14 protein-coding genes and 1 pseudogene are annotated in these 16,067 nt (G+C 33.8%); 12 read left to right on the top strand and 3 right to left on the bottom strand.

Annotated elements, in window-relative coordinates:
* Positions 1-178: 178 nt before the first annotated feature.
* The gene (locus F1592_RS11725) at positions 179-1,246 is read left to right on the top strand and encodes an acyltransferase family protein (RefSeq protein WP_053016966.1); all 1,068 of its coding nucleotides are present in this window, start codon (positions 179-181) and stop codon (positions 1,244-1,246) included.
* A gap of 14 nt (positions 1,247-1,260) precedes the next feature.
* Positions 1,261-3,156: a DUF5776 domain-containing protein gene (locus tag F1592_RS11720; protein WP_053016967.1), complete on the top strand. Its 1,896-nt coding sequence runs from the start codon at positions 1,261-1,263 to the stop codon at positions 3,154-3,156.
* A 101-nt stretch (positions 3,157-3,257) separates the two neighbouring features.
* Here the strand turns inward: F1592_RS11720 and mntC are convergent, their stop codons facing one another.
* Genes mntC through F1592_RS11705 form a run of 3 tightly spaced genes read right to left on the bottom strand, consistent with a single transcriptional unit; the run spans position 3,258 to position 5,756 of the window.
* Entirely contained in the window at positions 3,258-4,187 is a 930-nt protein-coding gene (gene mntC, locus F1592_RS11715) for a manganese ABC transporter substrate-binding lipoprotein MntC (protein ID WP_053016968.1), read from the bottom strand.
* A complete protein-coding gene (locus F1592_RS11710; protein WP_053016969.1) occupies positions 4,184-5,020 on the bottom strand; it encodes a metal ABC transporter permease in 837 nt (278 codons plus the stop codon). Before F1592_RS11710 ends, mntC begins: the two co-directional genes overlap by 4 nt.
* Positions 5,013-5,756 carry a metal ABC transporter ATP-binding protein gene (locus F1592_RS11705; protein WP_053016970.1) on the bottom strand — a complete coding sequence of 248 codons (744 nt, stop codon included), beginning with the start codon at positions 5,754-5,756 and terminating at the stop codon, positions 5,013-5,015. Before F1592_RS11705 ends, F1592_RS11710 begins: the two co-directional genes overlap by 8 nt.
* 258 nt (positions 5,757-6,014) lie before the next feature.
* On the opposite strand from F1592_RS11705, the gene F1592_RS11700 reads away from it, so the two are divergent.
* The 10 genes and pseudogenes from F1592_RS11700 to F1592_RS11655 all read left to right on the top strand — a co-directional run bounded on the left by F1592_RS11700 (position 6,015) and on the right by F1592_RS11655 (position 15,987).
* Positions 6,015-7,214, top strand: a complete 1,200-nt coding sequence (locus F1592_RS11700) for a GTP-binding protein (protein WP_053016971.1) — start codon at positions 6,015-6,017, stop codon at positions 7,212-7,214.
* 224 nt (positions 7,215-7,438) lie between these two features.
* Positions 7,439-8,800, top strand: coding sequence for a branched-chain amino acid transport system II carrier protein (brnQ, locus tag F1592_RS11695; protein WP_053016972.1), 1,362 nt, complete (start codon positions 7,439-7,441; stop codon positions 8,798-8,800).
* A gap of 247 nt (positions 8,801-9,047) precedes the next feature.
* Positions 9,048-9,740 (top strand): class I SAM-dependent methyltransferase, encoded by a 693-nt coding sequence (locus tag F1592_RS11690; RefSeq protein WP_053016973.1) that lies wholly within the window; start codon positions 9,048-9,050, stop codon positions 9,738-9,740.
* A pseudogene (locus F1592_RS11685) lies at positions 9,737-11,289 on the top strand (ABC transporter substrate-binding protein). Before F1592_RS11690 ends, F1592_RS11685 begins: the two are co-directional and overlap by 4 nt.
* Before the next feature lie 2 nt (positions 11,290-11,291).
* Positions 11,292-12,248, top strand: coding sequence for an ABC transporter permease (locus tag F1592_RS11680; RefSeq protein WP_016930503.1), 957 nt, complete (start codon positions 11,292-11,294; stop codon positions 12,246-12,248).
* A complete protein-coding gene (locus tag F1592_RS11675) occupies positions 12,248-13,015 on the top strand; it encodes an ABC transporter permease (RefSeq protein WP_053016975.1) in 768 nt (255 codons plus the stop codon). Before F1592_RS11680 ends, F1592_RS11675 begins: the two co-directional genes overlap by 1 nt.
* Positions 12,982-13,749: an ATP-binding cassette domain-containing protein gene (locus F1592_RS11670; protein ID WP_053016976.1), complete on the top strand. Its 768-nt coding sequence runs from the start codon at positions 12,982-12,984 to the stop codon at positions 13,747-13,749. Before F1592_RS11675 ends, F1592_RS11670 begins: the two co-directional genes overlap by 34 nt.
* Positions 13,742-14,377, top strand: coding sequence for an ABC transporter ATP-binding protein (locus tag F1592_RS11665; protein ID WP_053016977.1), 636 nt, complete (start codon positions 13,742-13,744; stop codon positions 14,375-14,377). The genes F1592_RS11670 and F1592_RS11665 overlap by 8 nt, the downstream gene beginning before the upstream one ends.
* Before the next feature lie 58 nt (positions 14,378-14,435).
* Positions 14,436-15,608, top strand: a complete 1,173-nt coding sequence (locus tag F1592_RS11660) for a YbfB/YjiJ family MFS transporter (protein ID WP_053016978.1) — start codon at positions 14,436-14,438, stop codon at positions 15,606-15,608.
* 154 nt (positions 15,609-15,762) lie between these two features.
* On the top strand, positions 15,763-15,987 hold the full coding sequence (locus F1592_RS11655; RefSeq protein WP_011274482.1) for a hypothetical protein: 225 nt from the start codon (positions 15,763-15,765) through the stop codon (positions 15,985-15,987).
* Positions 15,988-16,067: the final 80 nt, after the last annotated feature.

Raw genomic sequence — 16,067 nt, 5'->3', positions numbered from 1 at the left:
GAGAAAATATTATTTCTGTCCAACTCCCTTTAACGACTTATTTGTAAATATCAAAATAATTCATTTGTATTCTTTTGGAGTTATATAAATGACTATTGTACAATGAGAGTTGATTGCGATTTTTTTAAAAATTCAAACATAAAGCAATCTTAGTTTAGTATGTAAAAGGGAGATACAAATGAGAGTTTATACATCGATTATATTCTGGATGAGGACAATCGCGTGTTTAAGTGTTGTAATGATACATACAATAACAACGACTTTTTATAAATTCGACATGCCGAATGAAGGCTACTTGTTAAGAATTTTTCAATTGTTATTGCTATACGCGACACCAATGTTTGTTTTTATTTCAGAGTTCTTGTTAGCTAAGCAGTATAAAACGAAAGTGAAAGATGGATTCTTTAAGCAAAAGCTACTAACGTTAGGCATTCCATATATCATTATTAATTTAGGACTTGCGTATGTGTATGGACATCCTAAGAATTTTGAGGATTATATGGATTCTGTTGTATTTATGATGTTCCATGGTGGGACATTAACTTATTTTATTGTAATTATTTTTCAGTTCTATTTACTACATATAATATTTGCTAAACATTTGGTCAAACTTAATCCAATCAAATTAGTTATCTACTCATTAATAATTACCACTTTATTCTGGGCTATGAGAAACTTCATACCCGCACCAGAATCAATTTATTTTAATTGGTTGTGGCAAAGAGAAGGCTGGATGATATTTATTGGATGGTTGAGTTACTTCCTATTAGGTTTCTATATGGGTTATCATTATGAGAAACTAATGAACCATATTCAAAAATACACAATCCATATTGTGAGCGGAACGATAATTGTTACCATTTTTGTGGTTTGCAATTATTTATTTGGAATTTTAACTTTAGTCGACTCTAAACGTTTTGATACACCTATTTATGTGACACTGGTTATTTTATTATTCTTTTTAATTGCATCTTATTTCAAATACGTTCCAAGATTTATTATTTTCATTAGTAATTATTCATTTTCAATTTATTTAATTCATTACTTCTTTGTGCATAGATTAGGAGCGCTACACGATCATCCGTTGTTAAACATCCTATTTACGTTTACATTAACTGTGACATTCTCAATATGTATCGCTTATGTAATGAATTTAAGTAAATTTGGTAAGTATATTGTTGGCGGTATAGGGAAAATGAAGTATGAAACGTATTATCAAAGTTATAAACAAAATTTAGTGGATTAAAAGGTGGGAGAAGCATGGCTAAATTAGTTTCAATTATTGTATCTGTTTACAATAAGGAGCAGTTTTTAGAAAAGTGCATAGAGTCTTTAATTGATTTAAAGATGGACAAGAATAATATTGAAGCGATATTTGTAGATGATTGTTCAACTGATGAGTCGGTAAACATTATCAAGCATTATGAAAAGGACTATGACTTTATAAAATTAATTCAATTACCTGAAAATACAGGTAGTCCTTCTGAACCAAGAAACATTGGAATGAGAGAGGCACAAGGTAAATATATTACGTTACTTGATGCGGATGATTGGTTAGATAAGGAAGGGTTCCCTCAAGTAATTGAGAAAGTGAATGCAGATGATGCCGACCTTGGTTTTGGACAAAGTTATAAACATAAGTCTAAAAATGTGAAGTATCATGCTAAGTTTACTTCTTATAAAGAAGCATCACATTTAAAACCACAAGATATTAGTAAGATTTTTAGAGCAGTAGGACCGCCAGGAAAGGTATTTAAACGAAGTCTAGTCATGGATAATCATATTGAATTTGAACATATGAAATATGGCGAGGATAAGTTGTTTTTCTTTCAACTATTTGGAAAAGTGGACGATATCACAATGTCCACAATACCTATGTATCACGTAAATCGTTACGATGAAAACAAATCGCTAGTTCAGCAAACATCTATGTTAGAAAAAGCAAACTCAAATTTAGAAGTTCTGGATAGAACCTGTCATATGGATATGTCTTCAGAATTAAAGCATATGGCTTTAGCTAGAATAGTTGAAGTAGACTTTATTTCGAGGTTCCTTCGTACGAAGACATTTATTAAATCTGCAGATAAAGAGAAATTTTATGCAGTAATTGAAAAAGTTGAACAAAAAATAAAAGAACAAGGCATTGATATCAATACATTGATTACGAATCCAGTATTCAAGCAAATCTACACGTTATATCATCATGCAGATGAATCAGTATTTGTTAATTTTACAAAGGATGTCGTTAATGACCAATGGCGCTATATTATTCAAGATGGTATTGTCTTTAGAGATTTCGTTCATCAATATGACATGATTAAACCTACTGTTGTTGATTGCTACCCAGTTTACGAAGGTACGCAAATGATGGGAGAAAACAAATACGAAGTCATTCGTGTCATGAAACCAGACGATATAAGCATTCAATCAGTGAGTCTCATTGAAATCAACAATGCAGCGAATGAATATGAAGTGACGTATAAATATAGTGACGATAGAATTTATGTTCCACATGAGGAATTTGAAAAGTTAAATAAAGATATCAATATTAATTTTAATGTGAATTATGGTGAGTCAGGACGCTCATTGGTGTATGCTTCATATCCAAGTTTCAACGATGTATTTAAAATGAAACGCCAAAATTTCAAAGTTGAATTTGTGCATAAAAAGAATGAGAATAAAACACAGCAAGTAACAAACCGTAAAAGTGAATATTTCACGAGAATAACGAATCCGATGATGACACTGAAAAAAATTAAAATATACAAAGATGTATCATTTAAAGAAGAAGTAGGTAGTCTAGAAGCGGGTACTAGAGTTGAAGCGTCAGATATTCAATATACATCGAAAGGCACACCTCGTCTGATATTAAAGGATGGTAGTATAATCACAGCGAATAAAGATTTTATAACCTTAATCAACACATCAGGATTAAACAAGTATATTACTGAGGTGCCTAAGAAAGTTAAAGTTATAAAAGCGTGTAAACTCTATGATTCACGTGATTTTAAAGACAATACAGTACGTAAACTTAAAAAAGGTGATGTATTACCTATTAGAGACATTATTTATACGACTAACTCAACACCACGCTTAGTAACACAAGAAGGTTTATTCTTAACAGCAAATAAAGACTTTATTGAGATAATTAAGTAATGAAACTAAAGAAGCCAGTAAATGAAGTTGTTAAAACTCATTTACTGGCTATTTTAATAGGAGGATGATTTCCATGGACTTACTACATGAATGACTACATTCTATTCCATGCTGCCATGGATTGTTTTAATATTATGCTTCATCATTTTATAATATGAATCTCCTTTCGATCCTTTTTCTCCAATTGAATCTGTAAATACTTCTCCGTAAATACTTTTACCTGTTTCCTCAGATAGGCTATTCATAGATTTTTTATCAACACTTGTTTCAACTAATAAATGTTTGATGTGATTGTCTTTGACAAACTTGATAGCTTGTTTCATTTGTGATGGTGTACCTTGTTTTTCAGTATTAATCTCCCAAATATACCCTGGTTTAATATCGAAGGCTTTTGAGAAGTATTTGAAAGCACCCTCACTTGTAATCATGGCACGTTCTTGTTTCGGAATATCATTGAATTTATCTTTACTGTCTTTATTTAACTTTTCAAGTTGAGCAAGATAAGCATCACCTTGTTTGTGATAATCAGCTTTATGTGATGAATCTGCTTTTACGAGTTGCTCTTGAATATTCTTAACATATTGAATACCATTATCCAGACTTAACCACGCATGTGGATCAATCTTATCTTTATTACCAGTTTCTCCGTTTAAATAAATTGGTTTAACATCTTTAGACACCGCGAAGACTGACTTGTCATCAGTAGATTTACCCGCTTGTTCTAAAGCCTTCTCAAACCAACCGTTACCAGATTCTAAATTGAAACCATTGTAGAAGATAACATCTGCGTCAGTAAGTTGTTTAATATCTTTCGGTTTAACTTCATATTCATGCGGGTCTTGTCCGACAGGCACAATGCTGTGAACGTCAACCTTGTCTCCACCAACCTGTTTAACCATGTCATAAATAATAGAATTAGTTGTTACGACCTTTAATTTGTCATGACCTTTAGAGTGTTGATCACTTGAATTTGAACCACAAGCTGCGAGTACTAAGATTAATGCGATAAGTAATGGAATAAATTTTTTCATGTTGTTTGTACACCTCTATACTTTGTTTTTATTTTTGAAAAGAGAAGAGTCAAGATATAAATACTAAATGTTGCAATAACAATCGTTGCACCACTCGGTAGATTGTAAATAAAGCTAAAGTATAATCCTATGATAGAACTTACTATGCCTATTAAACTTGCTACGATCATCATTGAATATAGATTCTTTGTGATTAAAAAGGCAGTCGACGCCGGTGTAACAAGTAATGCAACGACTAAGATAATGCCGACAGTTTGAATACTCGCGACGGTTACTAAGGCGAGTAACAGCATTACAAAATAATGAATCATTGTTGTATTCAATCCGCTCACACGACTGAATGTCGCATCAAAAGTTGAAATCATTAATGGACGATAAAGTATGACAATGAGTAGTATCACAATGACGCCAATAATGATGGTTGTCCAAAATGTTTGTCGGGTAATAGCGAGTAAATTTCCGAATAAAATATGATGCAAATCCGTCGTACTATTAATAAGACTAATAATGATGACACCCGTTGCGAGAAACGCAGTGAAACTAATACCAATAGCTGCATCAGGTTTCGTTTTACTATTATTTGAAATGTAGCCAATTAATAAACTTGCGATCATGCCAGTGACTAATGCGCCGATGAACATTGGAATATTGAATAAGAATGACAACGCCACACCAGGTAAAACAGCATGACTCATCGCATCTCCCATCAACGACAATCCACGGAGGATAATCAAACTTCCTACAGTTCCACACACAATACCTACGACAATAGATGTAATTAAAGCTCGATTTAAAAATTGATAATCGAATAAATGTTGAATGAAATCAGTCATTAGATATGTCACTCCCTTCTTTAAGAGTAGAAGTCACATTAAATAGAAATGTCCGGTTTAAATATTGTGGCTGCATCGCTTGATGACTAGGACCGAAAAATCTAACTGTACGATTAAGTAAAAGAATTCGATCAAAATATTGTTCAGCTTTCGACAAATCATGATGCACAATGAGAATAAGTTTGCCCTGGTTTTTTAAATATTGAAGCTTTTCCATAATGAGTTGTTCACTATTAAAGTCAATGCCCACAAATGGTTCGTCCAATAGATAGACGGTACTATCAGACATCAAAGCTCGTGCCACAAGTACACGTTGCAGCTGCCCACCACTAAGCTCAGAAATTTGTTTGTATTGTAATGATTCCAAGTCTAAGTCTCTTAATAATTTATGAAACTTCATTTTTGACGCGTGATCGACGCGTCTGAACCAGCCGATGGTTTGGTAACAACCAGACAAGATGACTTTTTCAACATTAATTGGAAAGTCCAAATCTAATTGTGCTTTTTGAGGAATATATGTAATATATTGCAATTGTTTATGTATGGATTTGCCATATAAATTCATCTCGCCACTCGCGTTAAACGATCCAATTAAACTTTTTAATAAAGAGGATTTACCAGCACCGTTAGGCCCCATAATGCCAATAATTTCTCCAGAAATTGGAATCTTTAAAGTAATATCTTTAAGCACATGTTTATGATTTAAATGCAAATTCATGTTGCTAATGTCTATCAATCAATTACCTCCTAAATAAAAGTTTAGGTTAACCTAATTTATTTTATAATAAACACCGAAAACAGTGTGTGTCAAGTCGAGATAGTCAATAAAAATGTGATAATAGTATAAATTTGTTTCCGAAAGTAAGGTCTAAAGTGGGCGTTAATTATTGATATTGCTGTATTTAATGAAACGTGGCTCGATTGACAATTAAATAATTAAATGTAAAATATAAAACGTAATTATTACGATTTATAAAAAGAAAGGTATGATTTTATGGGCAAGATACCTGTAACGGTATTGAGTGGTTACCTTGGATCAGGTAAAACAACATTACTTAACCACATTTTAAATAATCGGGAAGGTCGTCGAATTGCGGTTATTGTTAATGATATGAGCGAGGTCAATATTGATAAAGACTTAGTTGCAGATGGGGGTGGACTATCAAGAACGGATGAAAAACTAGTAGAACTGTCAAATGGTTGTATTTGCTGTACGTTAAGGGACGATTTATTACAAGAAGTTGAGCGCTTAGTAGAAAAGGGAAATATTGATTATATCGTGATTGAATCTACAGGTATATCTGAACCGGTACCTGTTGCTCAAACATTCTCTTATATTGACGAAGCATTAGGTATCGATTTAACGTCAATCTGTAAACTCGATACGATGGTAACTGTTGTGGATGCTAATCGATTTATTAATGACATTAATTCCGAGGATTTACTTGTGGATCGTGATCAAGGTGCAGATCAAACAGATGAGCGCTCAATTGCGGATCTACTTATTGATCAAGTGGAATTCTGTGATGTTTTAGTGCTAAATAAGACAGATTTAGTAACCGAAGCAGAATTAACAAAATTAGAAAATATCTTAAGAAAGTTACAACCAGATGCACATCTAATTAAAACAACAAATGCCGAAGTTGATATTAACGAAGTATTAGATACAGGTCGCTTTGACTTTGAACAAGCGAGTAACTCTGCAGGATGGATAAAAGAATTAACTGAAGGTGGTCACGCGGAACATACACCTGAAACAGAAGAGTATGGGATTGGTTCTTTCGTTTATTCAAGACGATTACCGTTTCACGCGAAACGTTTCAACGATTGGTTAGAACAAATGCCTAATAATATTGTTCGTGCAAAAGGTATCGTCTGGTTGGCACAATATAATCAAGTTGCATGTCTACTATCACAAGCAGGTTCATCTTGTAATATTAGTCCGGTAACCTATTGGGTGGCTGCGATGTCCAAAGAACAACGAGAACTAATTTTAAATCAGCGACCTGATGTTGCGCAAAGTTGGGACATAGAATATGGTGACAGAAATACACAATTTGTGATTATAGGTACTGAATTAGATCAAGAAAAAATTGTGAAAGAATTAGACCAGTGCTTAGTCAATGGTGATGAAATTGATAGCGACTGGAATCAATTAGAAGATCCATATCATTGGCAAATTCGAAAAGCTTAAACTCACGACATAGTAAAGCAATAATTTTTTTAAAGTAACACTTAAGATGGCTTTAACACCTTGCACATTGCGTTAAAGTAAGTTAACGCTCTGTGGCGAGGTGTCTTTTTTATGAAAGAACAACTAAAATGGTTGATGATTTAAATTTATTGAATATTTTGAACAAATCGACACTAAATTTATGTATAATAGCTAGTAAACATATAATAGGAGAGATATGACACATGATGAAACAAAAACTTTCAATCAAAGAAAATATATTTATTGGTTCGATGTTGTTTGGCTTATTTTTTGGTGCAGGAAATTTAATCTTTCCTATTCATCTTGGACAAACAGCAGGTTCAAATGTTTGGCTTGCGAATTTAGGTTTCCTAATTACAGCCATTGGACTACCTTTTCTAGGTATAGTAGCGATTGGTATCTCCAAAACAAATGGCGTCTTCGATATTTCATCTCGAGTGAGTAAAGGCTATGCGTACGCATTTACGATTGCCTTATATTTGGTCATTGGACCATTCTTTGCTTTACCAAGGCTTGCAACAACATCGTATGAAATTGCATTTTCACCATTTATTTCGGCAAGTACTGGAAAAGTTGTATTACCGATATTTAGTATTTTATTCTTTCTTATAGCATGGTTTTTCTCAAGAAAGCCATCTAAAATTTTAGATTACATAGGTAAATTCTTAAATCCAGTATTTTTAGTATTACTAGGTATCGTAGTTGTCTTAGCATTTATTAAACCAATGGGCGGTATTAGTCATGCGCCAGTAAGTGCAAATTATAGTGATAGTGTCTTATTGAAAGGGTTTATAGACGGTTATAATACGCTAGATGCACTTGCATCACTCGCTTTCGGTATTATCATTGTGACAACAATTAAGAAATTAGGTATTACTAATCCAAATGGGATCGCTAAAGAAACTTTCAAGTCAGGTTTTATAAGTATCGTAGGAATGGGCATTATTTATACGTTACTCGCTTTAATGGGTACGATGAGTTTAGGTCATTTTAAAGTGAGTGAAAATGGTGGTATCGCACTGGCTCAAATTGCGCAGCACTATCTTGGAGATTATGGGATTATCATTTTATCTCTAATCATTATTGTCGCATGTTTGAAGACGGCAATTGGTTTAATTACTGCATTTTCAGAGACATTTACAGAACTATTCCCGAAAATGAATTACCTTTGGTTAGCAACAGGTGTAGCATTACTCGCTTGTATCTTCGCTAATGTCGGGTTAACTAAAATTATTATGTATTCAACGCCAGTATTGATGTTTATCTATCCGCTAGCGATTACACTGATTTTATTAACGCTTGTCAGTCCATTATTTAATCATTCGACAATTGTTTATAAATTTACAACGTTCTTTACAATGTTTGCAGCGTTCTTTGATGGTGTAAACGCAAGCCCAGAATTCTTTGCAAAGACATCATTTGCACAAGCATTAATAAGCTTTGCAGAACGTTATTTACCGTTCTTCACAATTGGAATGGGTTGGATTGTTCCGGCAATCATAGGATTTGTAATAGGACTTATCGTTTATTTAATTCGTTCTCGTAGACAAACTCAAACACAATAAATATTAAATAATAACATGTAAGCCTGGGACATAAATCAATGTCTCAGGCTAAAAATATATATTGGCAGTCGTTGACTGAATTAAAATGCACTTGTAACAAGCATCTTTTTAATTTTAGTCAACTTCCCCAATAGCTTATTTTTTTGCATTCAATCATAACTTTTAAAATTCTTATTGTGTAATTGTACATAGTGTAGTACTATTTAAAACGTAATTATTACGATTTAAAACGAGCGAGGAGAATTAGATGACTAAGAGTTATGATGTTTGGTGGCAAAAAGGCCAAGAATCAGATGATGATATGGCGCGTGACCATCAAGAAGCTTGGGAGAGAACTATAGAAATGCTTGATACATCGGATATCAAAGGGAAGACAATCTTAGATGTGGGATGTAATCAAGGCGGATTTTTAAGAAAATTATATGACACAACGCCATTTAAAGAAGGTGTCGGCATAGATTTAGCACGTTTATCTTTAGAAAAGGCAGAAACTTTAAAAGGCGAACGTCCACTTACATATTATTTAACCGATAAACCACAAGAGACAAATAGAACATTTGATACTGTTGTAAGTACATCTGTCCTGTACTTAATCGAAGACATTCCACAACATGCACAAGATTTAAAAGAAGTGTTGAAACCGGGAGGCGTTTACTATGCTTCATTCGCCGATTTAACCAATAATCCCAGTCGTCAATTTATGGATGACACGATTAATCAATACGGCGCAACACCTTCTCAGAACCATTCTTTAAAACATATCGTTGATAGCTTTGTTGATGCAGGGTTTGAAGTTGCAGTAATGAAAGAACCTGTGCCTGACGTGATTGATTTGACACATTATAGTGATTTCTATCTATCACCAAATGATTATCTACAAACACTTTATGAGGAATCATTTTTAATTAAAGCAAGCGTGAAAGAAGGTATCGGGAAATGAAAAAACGTGTATTAATTACAATGGCAGCAAGCGCAACGCTCTTATTAGCAGGTTGTGGGAATGACCAAAAAGAAGATAAAAATATCACAGTATCGCTACCTACTGAAGCGAAAGCAGATAAACTTGACGCACAAGGTTATGACGCCGCAATGCCAGTTTATAGTGCAGTATATGATGCATTAGTTAAATACGATAAAGACAAAGGTGTGAAAGCTGGCTTAGCAGAAAAATGGCATGTTGATGACTCAGGAAAAGTTTATGAATTCCATTTAAAAAAGAACGTTAAATTCTCAGATGGCTCAGCTTTAGATGCTAAAGCAGTGAAATTCTCAATTGAGCGTGCGAAAGCGATGAACAAAGATACGACTGTAGAAACGTTAAAAAATTGGATAAGGTTGTTGTTAAAAATGATCATGTTGTCCAAATTAGATTGAAGTCACCATCAAATCAAGTGTTGAATGAATTAACACAGGTGAGACCGTTACGTATTATGAGTCCACATTCCGTTGAAAATGGTAAAGTAAATGGCAAATTTGAAAAAGCGATTGGAACAGGTGCCTTTGTCGTTGATAAAACTGGCAAAGAAAAAACGACAATGAAGACAAATAAATATTTCAACCATAGCCATCCCGTAAACTACAATCTTGCGTTCCAAACGATTGAAGATGGAGATTCAAGAAACTCAGCAGTACAAAGTGGTTCTGTTGATATTTCTGGTGGCGCTTTAGGAATGCTGTCAGATCAGCAAATTAAGCAAGACAAGAAAAATAAAAACTTAACTGTTGAAGATAAACCAAGTACAGTAAGTCATTTCATGGCATTTAATCCGGATAATGATGTATTAAAACAACGTACAATCCGTGAAGCCATTAGTAAGAGCATCGATACAAAAGATATTGCGGGTAAATCTGTAAATGGTTTATTCCAGAAGAACGTAGAATTTGTAAACAAAGATAATCAACAGGCACATGACTATGATGTAAAAGAGGCTGAGAAGTTACTTAAAGAAGAAGGTTATCACAAGAACAGTGACGGCATTTTTGAAAAAGCAGGTAAACCATTAACGTTTAATTTGGTTATTCAAACTGCAGAATTCCCAAGTTGGAAAGATAAAGCGGAAAAAGTGCAACGTCAACTTAAAAAAGCTGGCATTAAGTTAAATGTTAAAACGTTAGATTCACAATCCTACTATGATACGTTATGGACGAAAAAAGATTATGATCTCATCTTCTATAGAACGTATTCAGATGCCTTAATGCCTTATAACTTCATGAGTTCAGTATTTAAAAATAATGATGGTAAGTCAGGTGTATTAGCTAATGATAAAACATTGACTCAGCAGCTAGATGATTTCCCAACAACTGTATCTAAAAAAGAACAACAGCGTTCATTTGATGAAATATTTAAACACTTTAATCAACAATATTATGGTGTGCCTATTGCTTATCCAAATGAAACCTTTGTCGTTAGTGATAAAGTGAAGCAATTCAAATTCTCTGGACTTACTGATGCTCCTATTGATTATAAAGCGTTGAAAGTTAATGAGTAACAATGCTTAAACGAACAATTAAATTAATACTTTACTTAATCGTGAGTTCGTTTATTATATTCGTTTTAGTCGAGAAGACATCAGGTAATCCAGCGATACTATACTTACAACGTCATGGTTATACGTCGATTACCCAGGAAAATATTGAAGCAGCACAACATAAACTTGGTTTGGGTCAGCATTTTTTATTAAGATATATCGATTGGGTTGGACATGCACTTACTGGTAACTTGGGATACAGTTTTAGTACAAACGAGCCAGTAACAACTATGATTATGGAGGCTGTCATTCCAACATTAATATTAATCGTTGTTTCAAGTTGCATCATGTTGCCATTTGGTTATATGGTTGGTTATTTTATTGGAACGCGCCCACATACTCGATACGCGAATGGTATTCGTGGATTCGCTCAAGTGATGACTTCTATGCCGGAATATTGGTTAGCCATTTTGTTTATATATTATTTAGGAGTACGTTGGCAGTTGCTACCTTTTGTAGGTAGCGATTCCTGGCAACATTTCGTGCTACCCATCTTCACCATTGTTGTTATAGAAGGATGTCATATCTTATTGATGACATCGCACCTTATTGCGCAAACATTAGATAACGATGCGTATCAACTTGCTCAGTTAAGACATTATTCATTAAAGGCGCGTATCATTGTCCAGATTAAAGAGATATTTGCACCACTCATGACCATTTCAATTAACAGTGTGATTCATTTAATAGGAAAAGTAGTCATACTTGAAGTAATCTTCAGCATGTCTGGTATAGGGAAATTATTAATTAATGCTATCAATCAACGAGATTATCCACTTATTCAAGGCATTGTGGTCTTTATCATCGTCTTAATTATGTTCATTAATTATTTAGGCGACATTATCATTTTAAACAATGAACCTAGACTTCGACGACGACATACCAAACGCCAAGCCCATGAGAAAAGAGGTGTGTCGTGATGAAAAAATATCAAACTTACATCGCCATAAGTACAATATTAAGTGTGATGTTTGTGCTAATTGTATATTGCTTTATGCAAGACACACAAAACTTGGACCCACTTCAATCACCTAATAGCCAACATTGGTTAGGCACGGATCAATTAGGCAGAGATTTCTTAGTCAGACTGATTGTAGGTAGCCTAGTCACATTAAGCTTAACTAGCGTGGTAATTCTGTTAAGTGTTTGCATTGGACTGGTCTTTGGGTTAATTGCAGGTATAGAAAGAAAATGGCTAGACCAAATCATCATGTTTATTGCTGATATGCTATTGGCAATTCCTTCGTTTATTATTGCATTAGTCATCTTAAGCTTAGTAAGTAATTCAATGCTAGGTTTGATACTTGCTTTAACGATTGGATGGATAGGCCGTTATTTACGTTATTTCAGAAATTTAACACGAGATATTCAAAAACGTCCCTTTGTCAGTTATGCAAGACTAAGTGGTAACTCAACGTTTAAAACGACAGTGACGCACGTGATTCCGCATTTATTAAGTAATATATTTGCTTTGGTCACGGCTGACTTTGGCAAAATGATGCTAAGTATATCTGGACTTGCCTTTTTAGGCCTAGGTATTAAACCACCGACGCCCGAGTTAGGAACCATTCTCTTTGATGGGAAAAGTTATTTCAATGGTGCACCTTGGCTCTTCTTCTTCCCTGGTGTATTGTTAGGAGGTTTCGCCTTATTATGTCAAATTATCAACAAAAAAATAACACAATGAAGCCTGTAGTTAAAGTCAATCAATTATCCATCTTAGATCATAATCGGTCATTGTTAAACGATGTTAATTTGACAATAACTAAAGGTGCATTTCATTGCATTATAGGTGAGAGTGGTAGTGGTAAGTCATTATTGTCGAGAACTATTCTTGGAATGAAGCCATCACAACTAAGCTATCAAGGAGATATCAAGATTGATTTAAATAAGACGGATGCCGTTTTTCAAGATGTTCAAAGTAATATGTTTCAAAACGTGACCTTGGCTAAACATTTCCAATATATTTATGAAGCTAACCATTCACAACTATCTAAACAAGATATCAAGGAAGACATCTTAGATAAAATGCAATTACTCGGTTTAAATCAAGGTGAACAATTACTTAAACGATATCCCTTTGAACTTAGTGGAGGTATGGCACAACGTGTAGCCTTTATAATGTCATTAATTAGACGTCCGGACTACTTATTTTTAGATGAACCGACGAGTGCGCTAGATCAAGAGAATGTTAAAAAGTTTATGCACTATTTAATTAAGGCACAGGAACATTATCAAATGACAATTGTCTTTATTACACATGATATTAACTTAGTTAAGGATTATGCCACTCATATTAGTATTATGCAGCAAGGTCAATTGATTGAGAGTGGTGAGGCATCATCCATTTTAGCTAACCCCACACATAGCTATACGAAAAATTTAATTGCTATCGCACATCGGAGACAGGCCTATGCTTAAAATTGAAAGATTAACTAAATACATTGATGGGAAACTTATCTTCAAAGATATATCATGTGCAATTAATGACCAACATTTACTTATAAGTGGTGAAAGTGGCTGTGGTAAGTCTACGTTAGCCAAGATTATTGCCGGATTAGATATGAATTATCAAGGTGACTTATACTTTAATAGCCAATTACGTAAGTCATATACGGCAAAAGAATGGATGAAACACATCCAATATGTTCCTCAGTATCAACGTGACACATTAAATCAGCGTAAAACCGTATTATCTACGTTATTAGAACCACTTAAGAATTACAAATTTGATAAGCAGAGTTACACATCAAGAATAGAAGCGGTACTTAGACAATGCAAGTTACCACAAAGCATACTTAATCAAAGCATTTCAACGCTAAGTGGTGGGCAGTTTCAACGTGTATGGATAGCGAAGGCACTAATTCTAGAGCCAGAGATATTGATATTAGATGAAGCAACGACAAACTTAGATGTGATTAACGAGGAAGAAATACTTCAAATGTTAATCGCATTAAAGCAAACGCAATTAATCATTATTTCACATGATGCGTACGTCTTGAGTCGCTTTAAAGGCGTTCAGTTACAACTCAAACAATTGAATAATTAGAGTCAAACCTCCTGATAAGGTATATACTTAATGGTACATACTGGACGGGAGGTTTTTTATGATACCTAAACAAGCTTATAAACAATTGGTATTAAGCATGCTGGCATTAATGATTGCAATGTCAATTAGCCGTTTTGCATATACGCCGATTTTGCCATTTATGCAACAAGATACCTCGATGAATAACCAGAATGCAGGTCTGTTAGCGACATTCAATTATTTAGGTTATCTAATCGGTGCTATCATACCTATGTTTATTACGATAAAATCTAAAGTCTTTGATTTAAAGTTGTATGTCATGATTAATGTAATTTCTGTTATTTTTATGGGATTTTCAGAGCATTTTCTTATCTGGTCAGTACTGCGAATAATTGCCGGGATAACGAGTGGTACGATCTTTGTTTTAGCATCTAACGTGGCGTTAGAAGCGTTAAGAATGGCTAATAAACAAAGTATTTCGGGAATTTTATATAGTGCAGTAGGAATAGGAATATTTTCTAGTAGTATTTTTATCTTTCTTTATACACAAGCTCAGACTTGGAAAGCAACATGGATTATATTAGGTGTTGTGGCTTTAATGGCAGGTATCATTATACTAAACAGCATGAAAGACAACCCTTCAATCTCTATACATACAACGTCATCAAATCAGGATCAAGGAAAGGCATTAAATCGTGCATTTATTATTCCATTCTCGATTGCCTATTTTTTTGAGGGAGCAGGATATATTGTTACAGGAACATTTTTAGTCGCACTTATTAAGACTATACCTGCATACGCAGATTACGCTGCATTAAGTTGGATGTTTGTAGGACTAGGCGCTATGCCGGCCACGTTAATTTGGTCATTATTTGCTGAAAATTTTGGGTACAAAAAGGCGATATATAGTGCATTAATATTACAAATTATTAGTGTAGGCTTGCCTATCTTTTCACATCATATGCTAGGATTAATAATCGCTTCGATGCTATTTGGTGCAACCTTCTTAGGTTTAACAACATTATTTATGTCGAAAAGCCAAGAACTTATGTATCATACAAATCAAAAGTTAAATCTTGTATCGTTATTAACAGTCATTTATAGTGTCGGACAAATGATAGCGCCAATGATTGCGGGAGTACTCATCGGAGACTCAAATAATTATCAGTTGGCGTTAACCTTCGGAATGATATTACTTATACTAGGTTTCATATTTAGTGTAATAAGCTATAGATTTAATGCATATAAATAAGAACATGTTGAAATACTTGGTTTGATTAAGAATTTTTAAAATCGTAAGCAATATAGAAGTTTGGAAGTAATAAAAATAGGGCATATTTTACTAATTAAACCTTTCATGAAAAATGAAACGGCATGAGGTTTTTAATTTATAGGGGGATTGTCACATGAATATTTATAAATTACGTTATCAACATTATAAAGATATTGTTGATGATAATATCTTAACAGTTTTTGTATTGGCTAAAAATGAAGAAGAAGTTGAACAATTCGCGAAAAAAGTAAGTTATGCAGTTGAGAGTATTACACAAATCTCTCAAGAAGAATACGAAAAAGAAAAAGCTAAAGATGAACATTTCGGTCTTGAGCATGCTGAAAATTATTTAGATTAATATGAATAATCGGTCGGGGAGTGGGTCAGAAATAATATTTTCCAATATTTATTTCATTGTAACCCCAGCTTGCTTAGCTT

The organism is Staphylococcus sp. GDX7P312P (genome assembly GCF_008385775.1).
Taxonomy (GTDB): Bacteria; Bacillota; Bacilli; order Staphylococcales; family Staphylococcaceae; genus Staphylococcus; species Staphylococcus haemolyticus.
The sequence above is the reverse complement of the archived record's forward strand: the minus strand, read 5'-3'. Positions and strand labels throughout refer to the sequence as shown.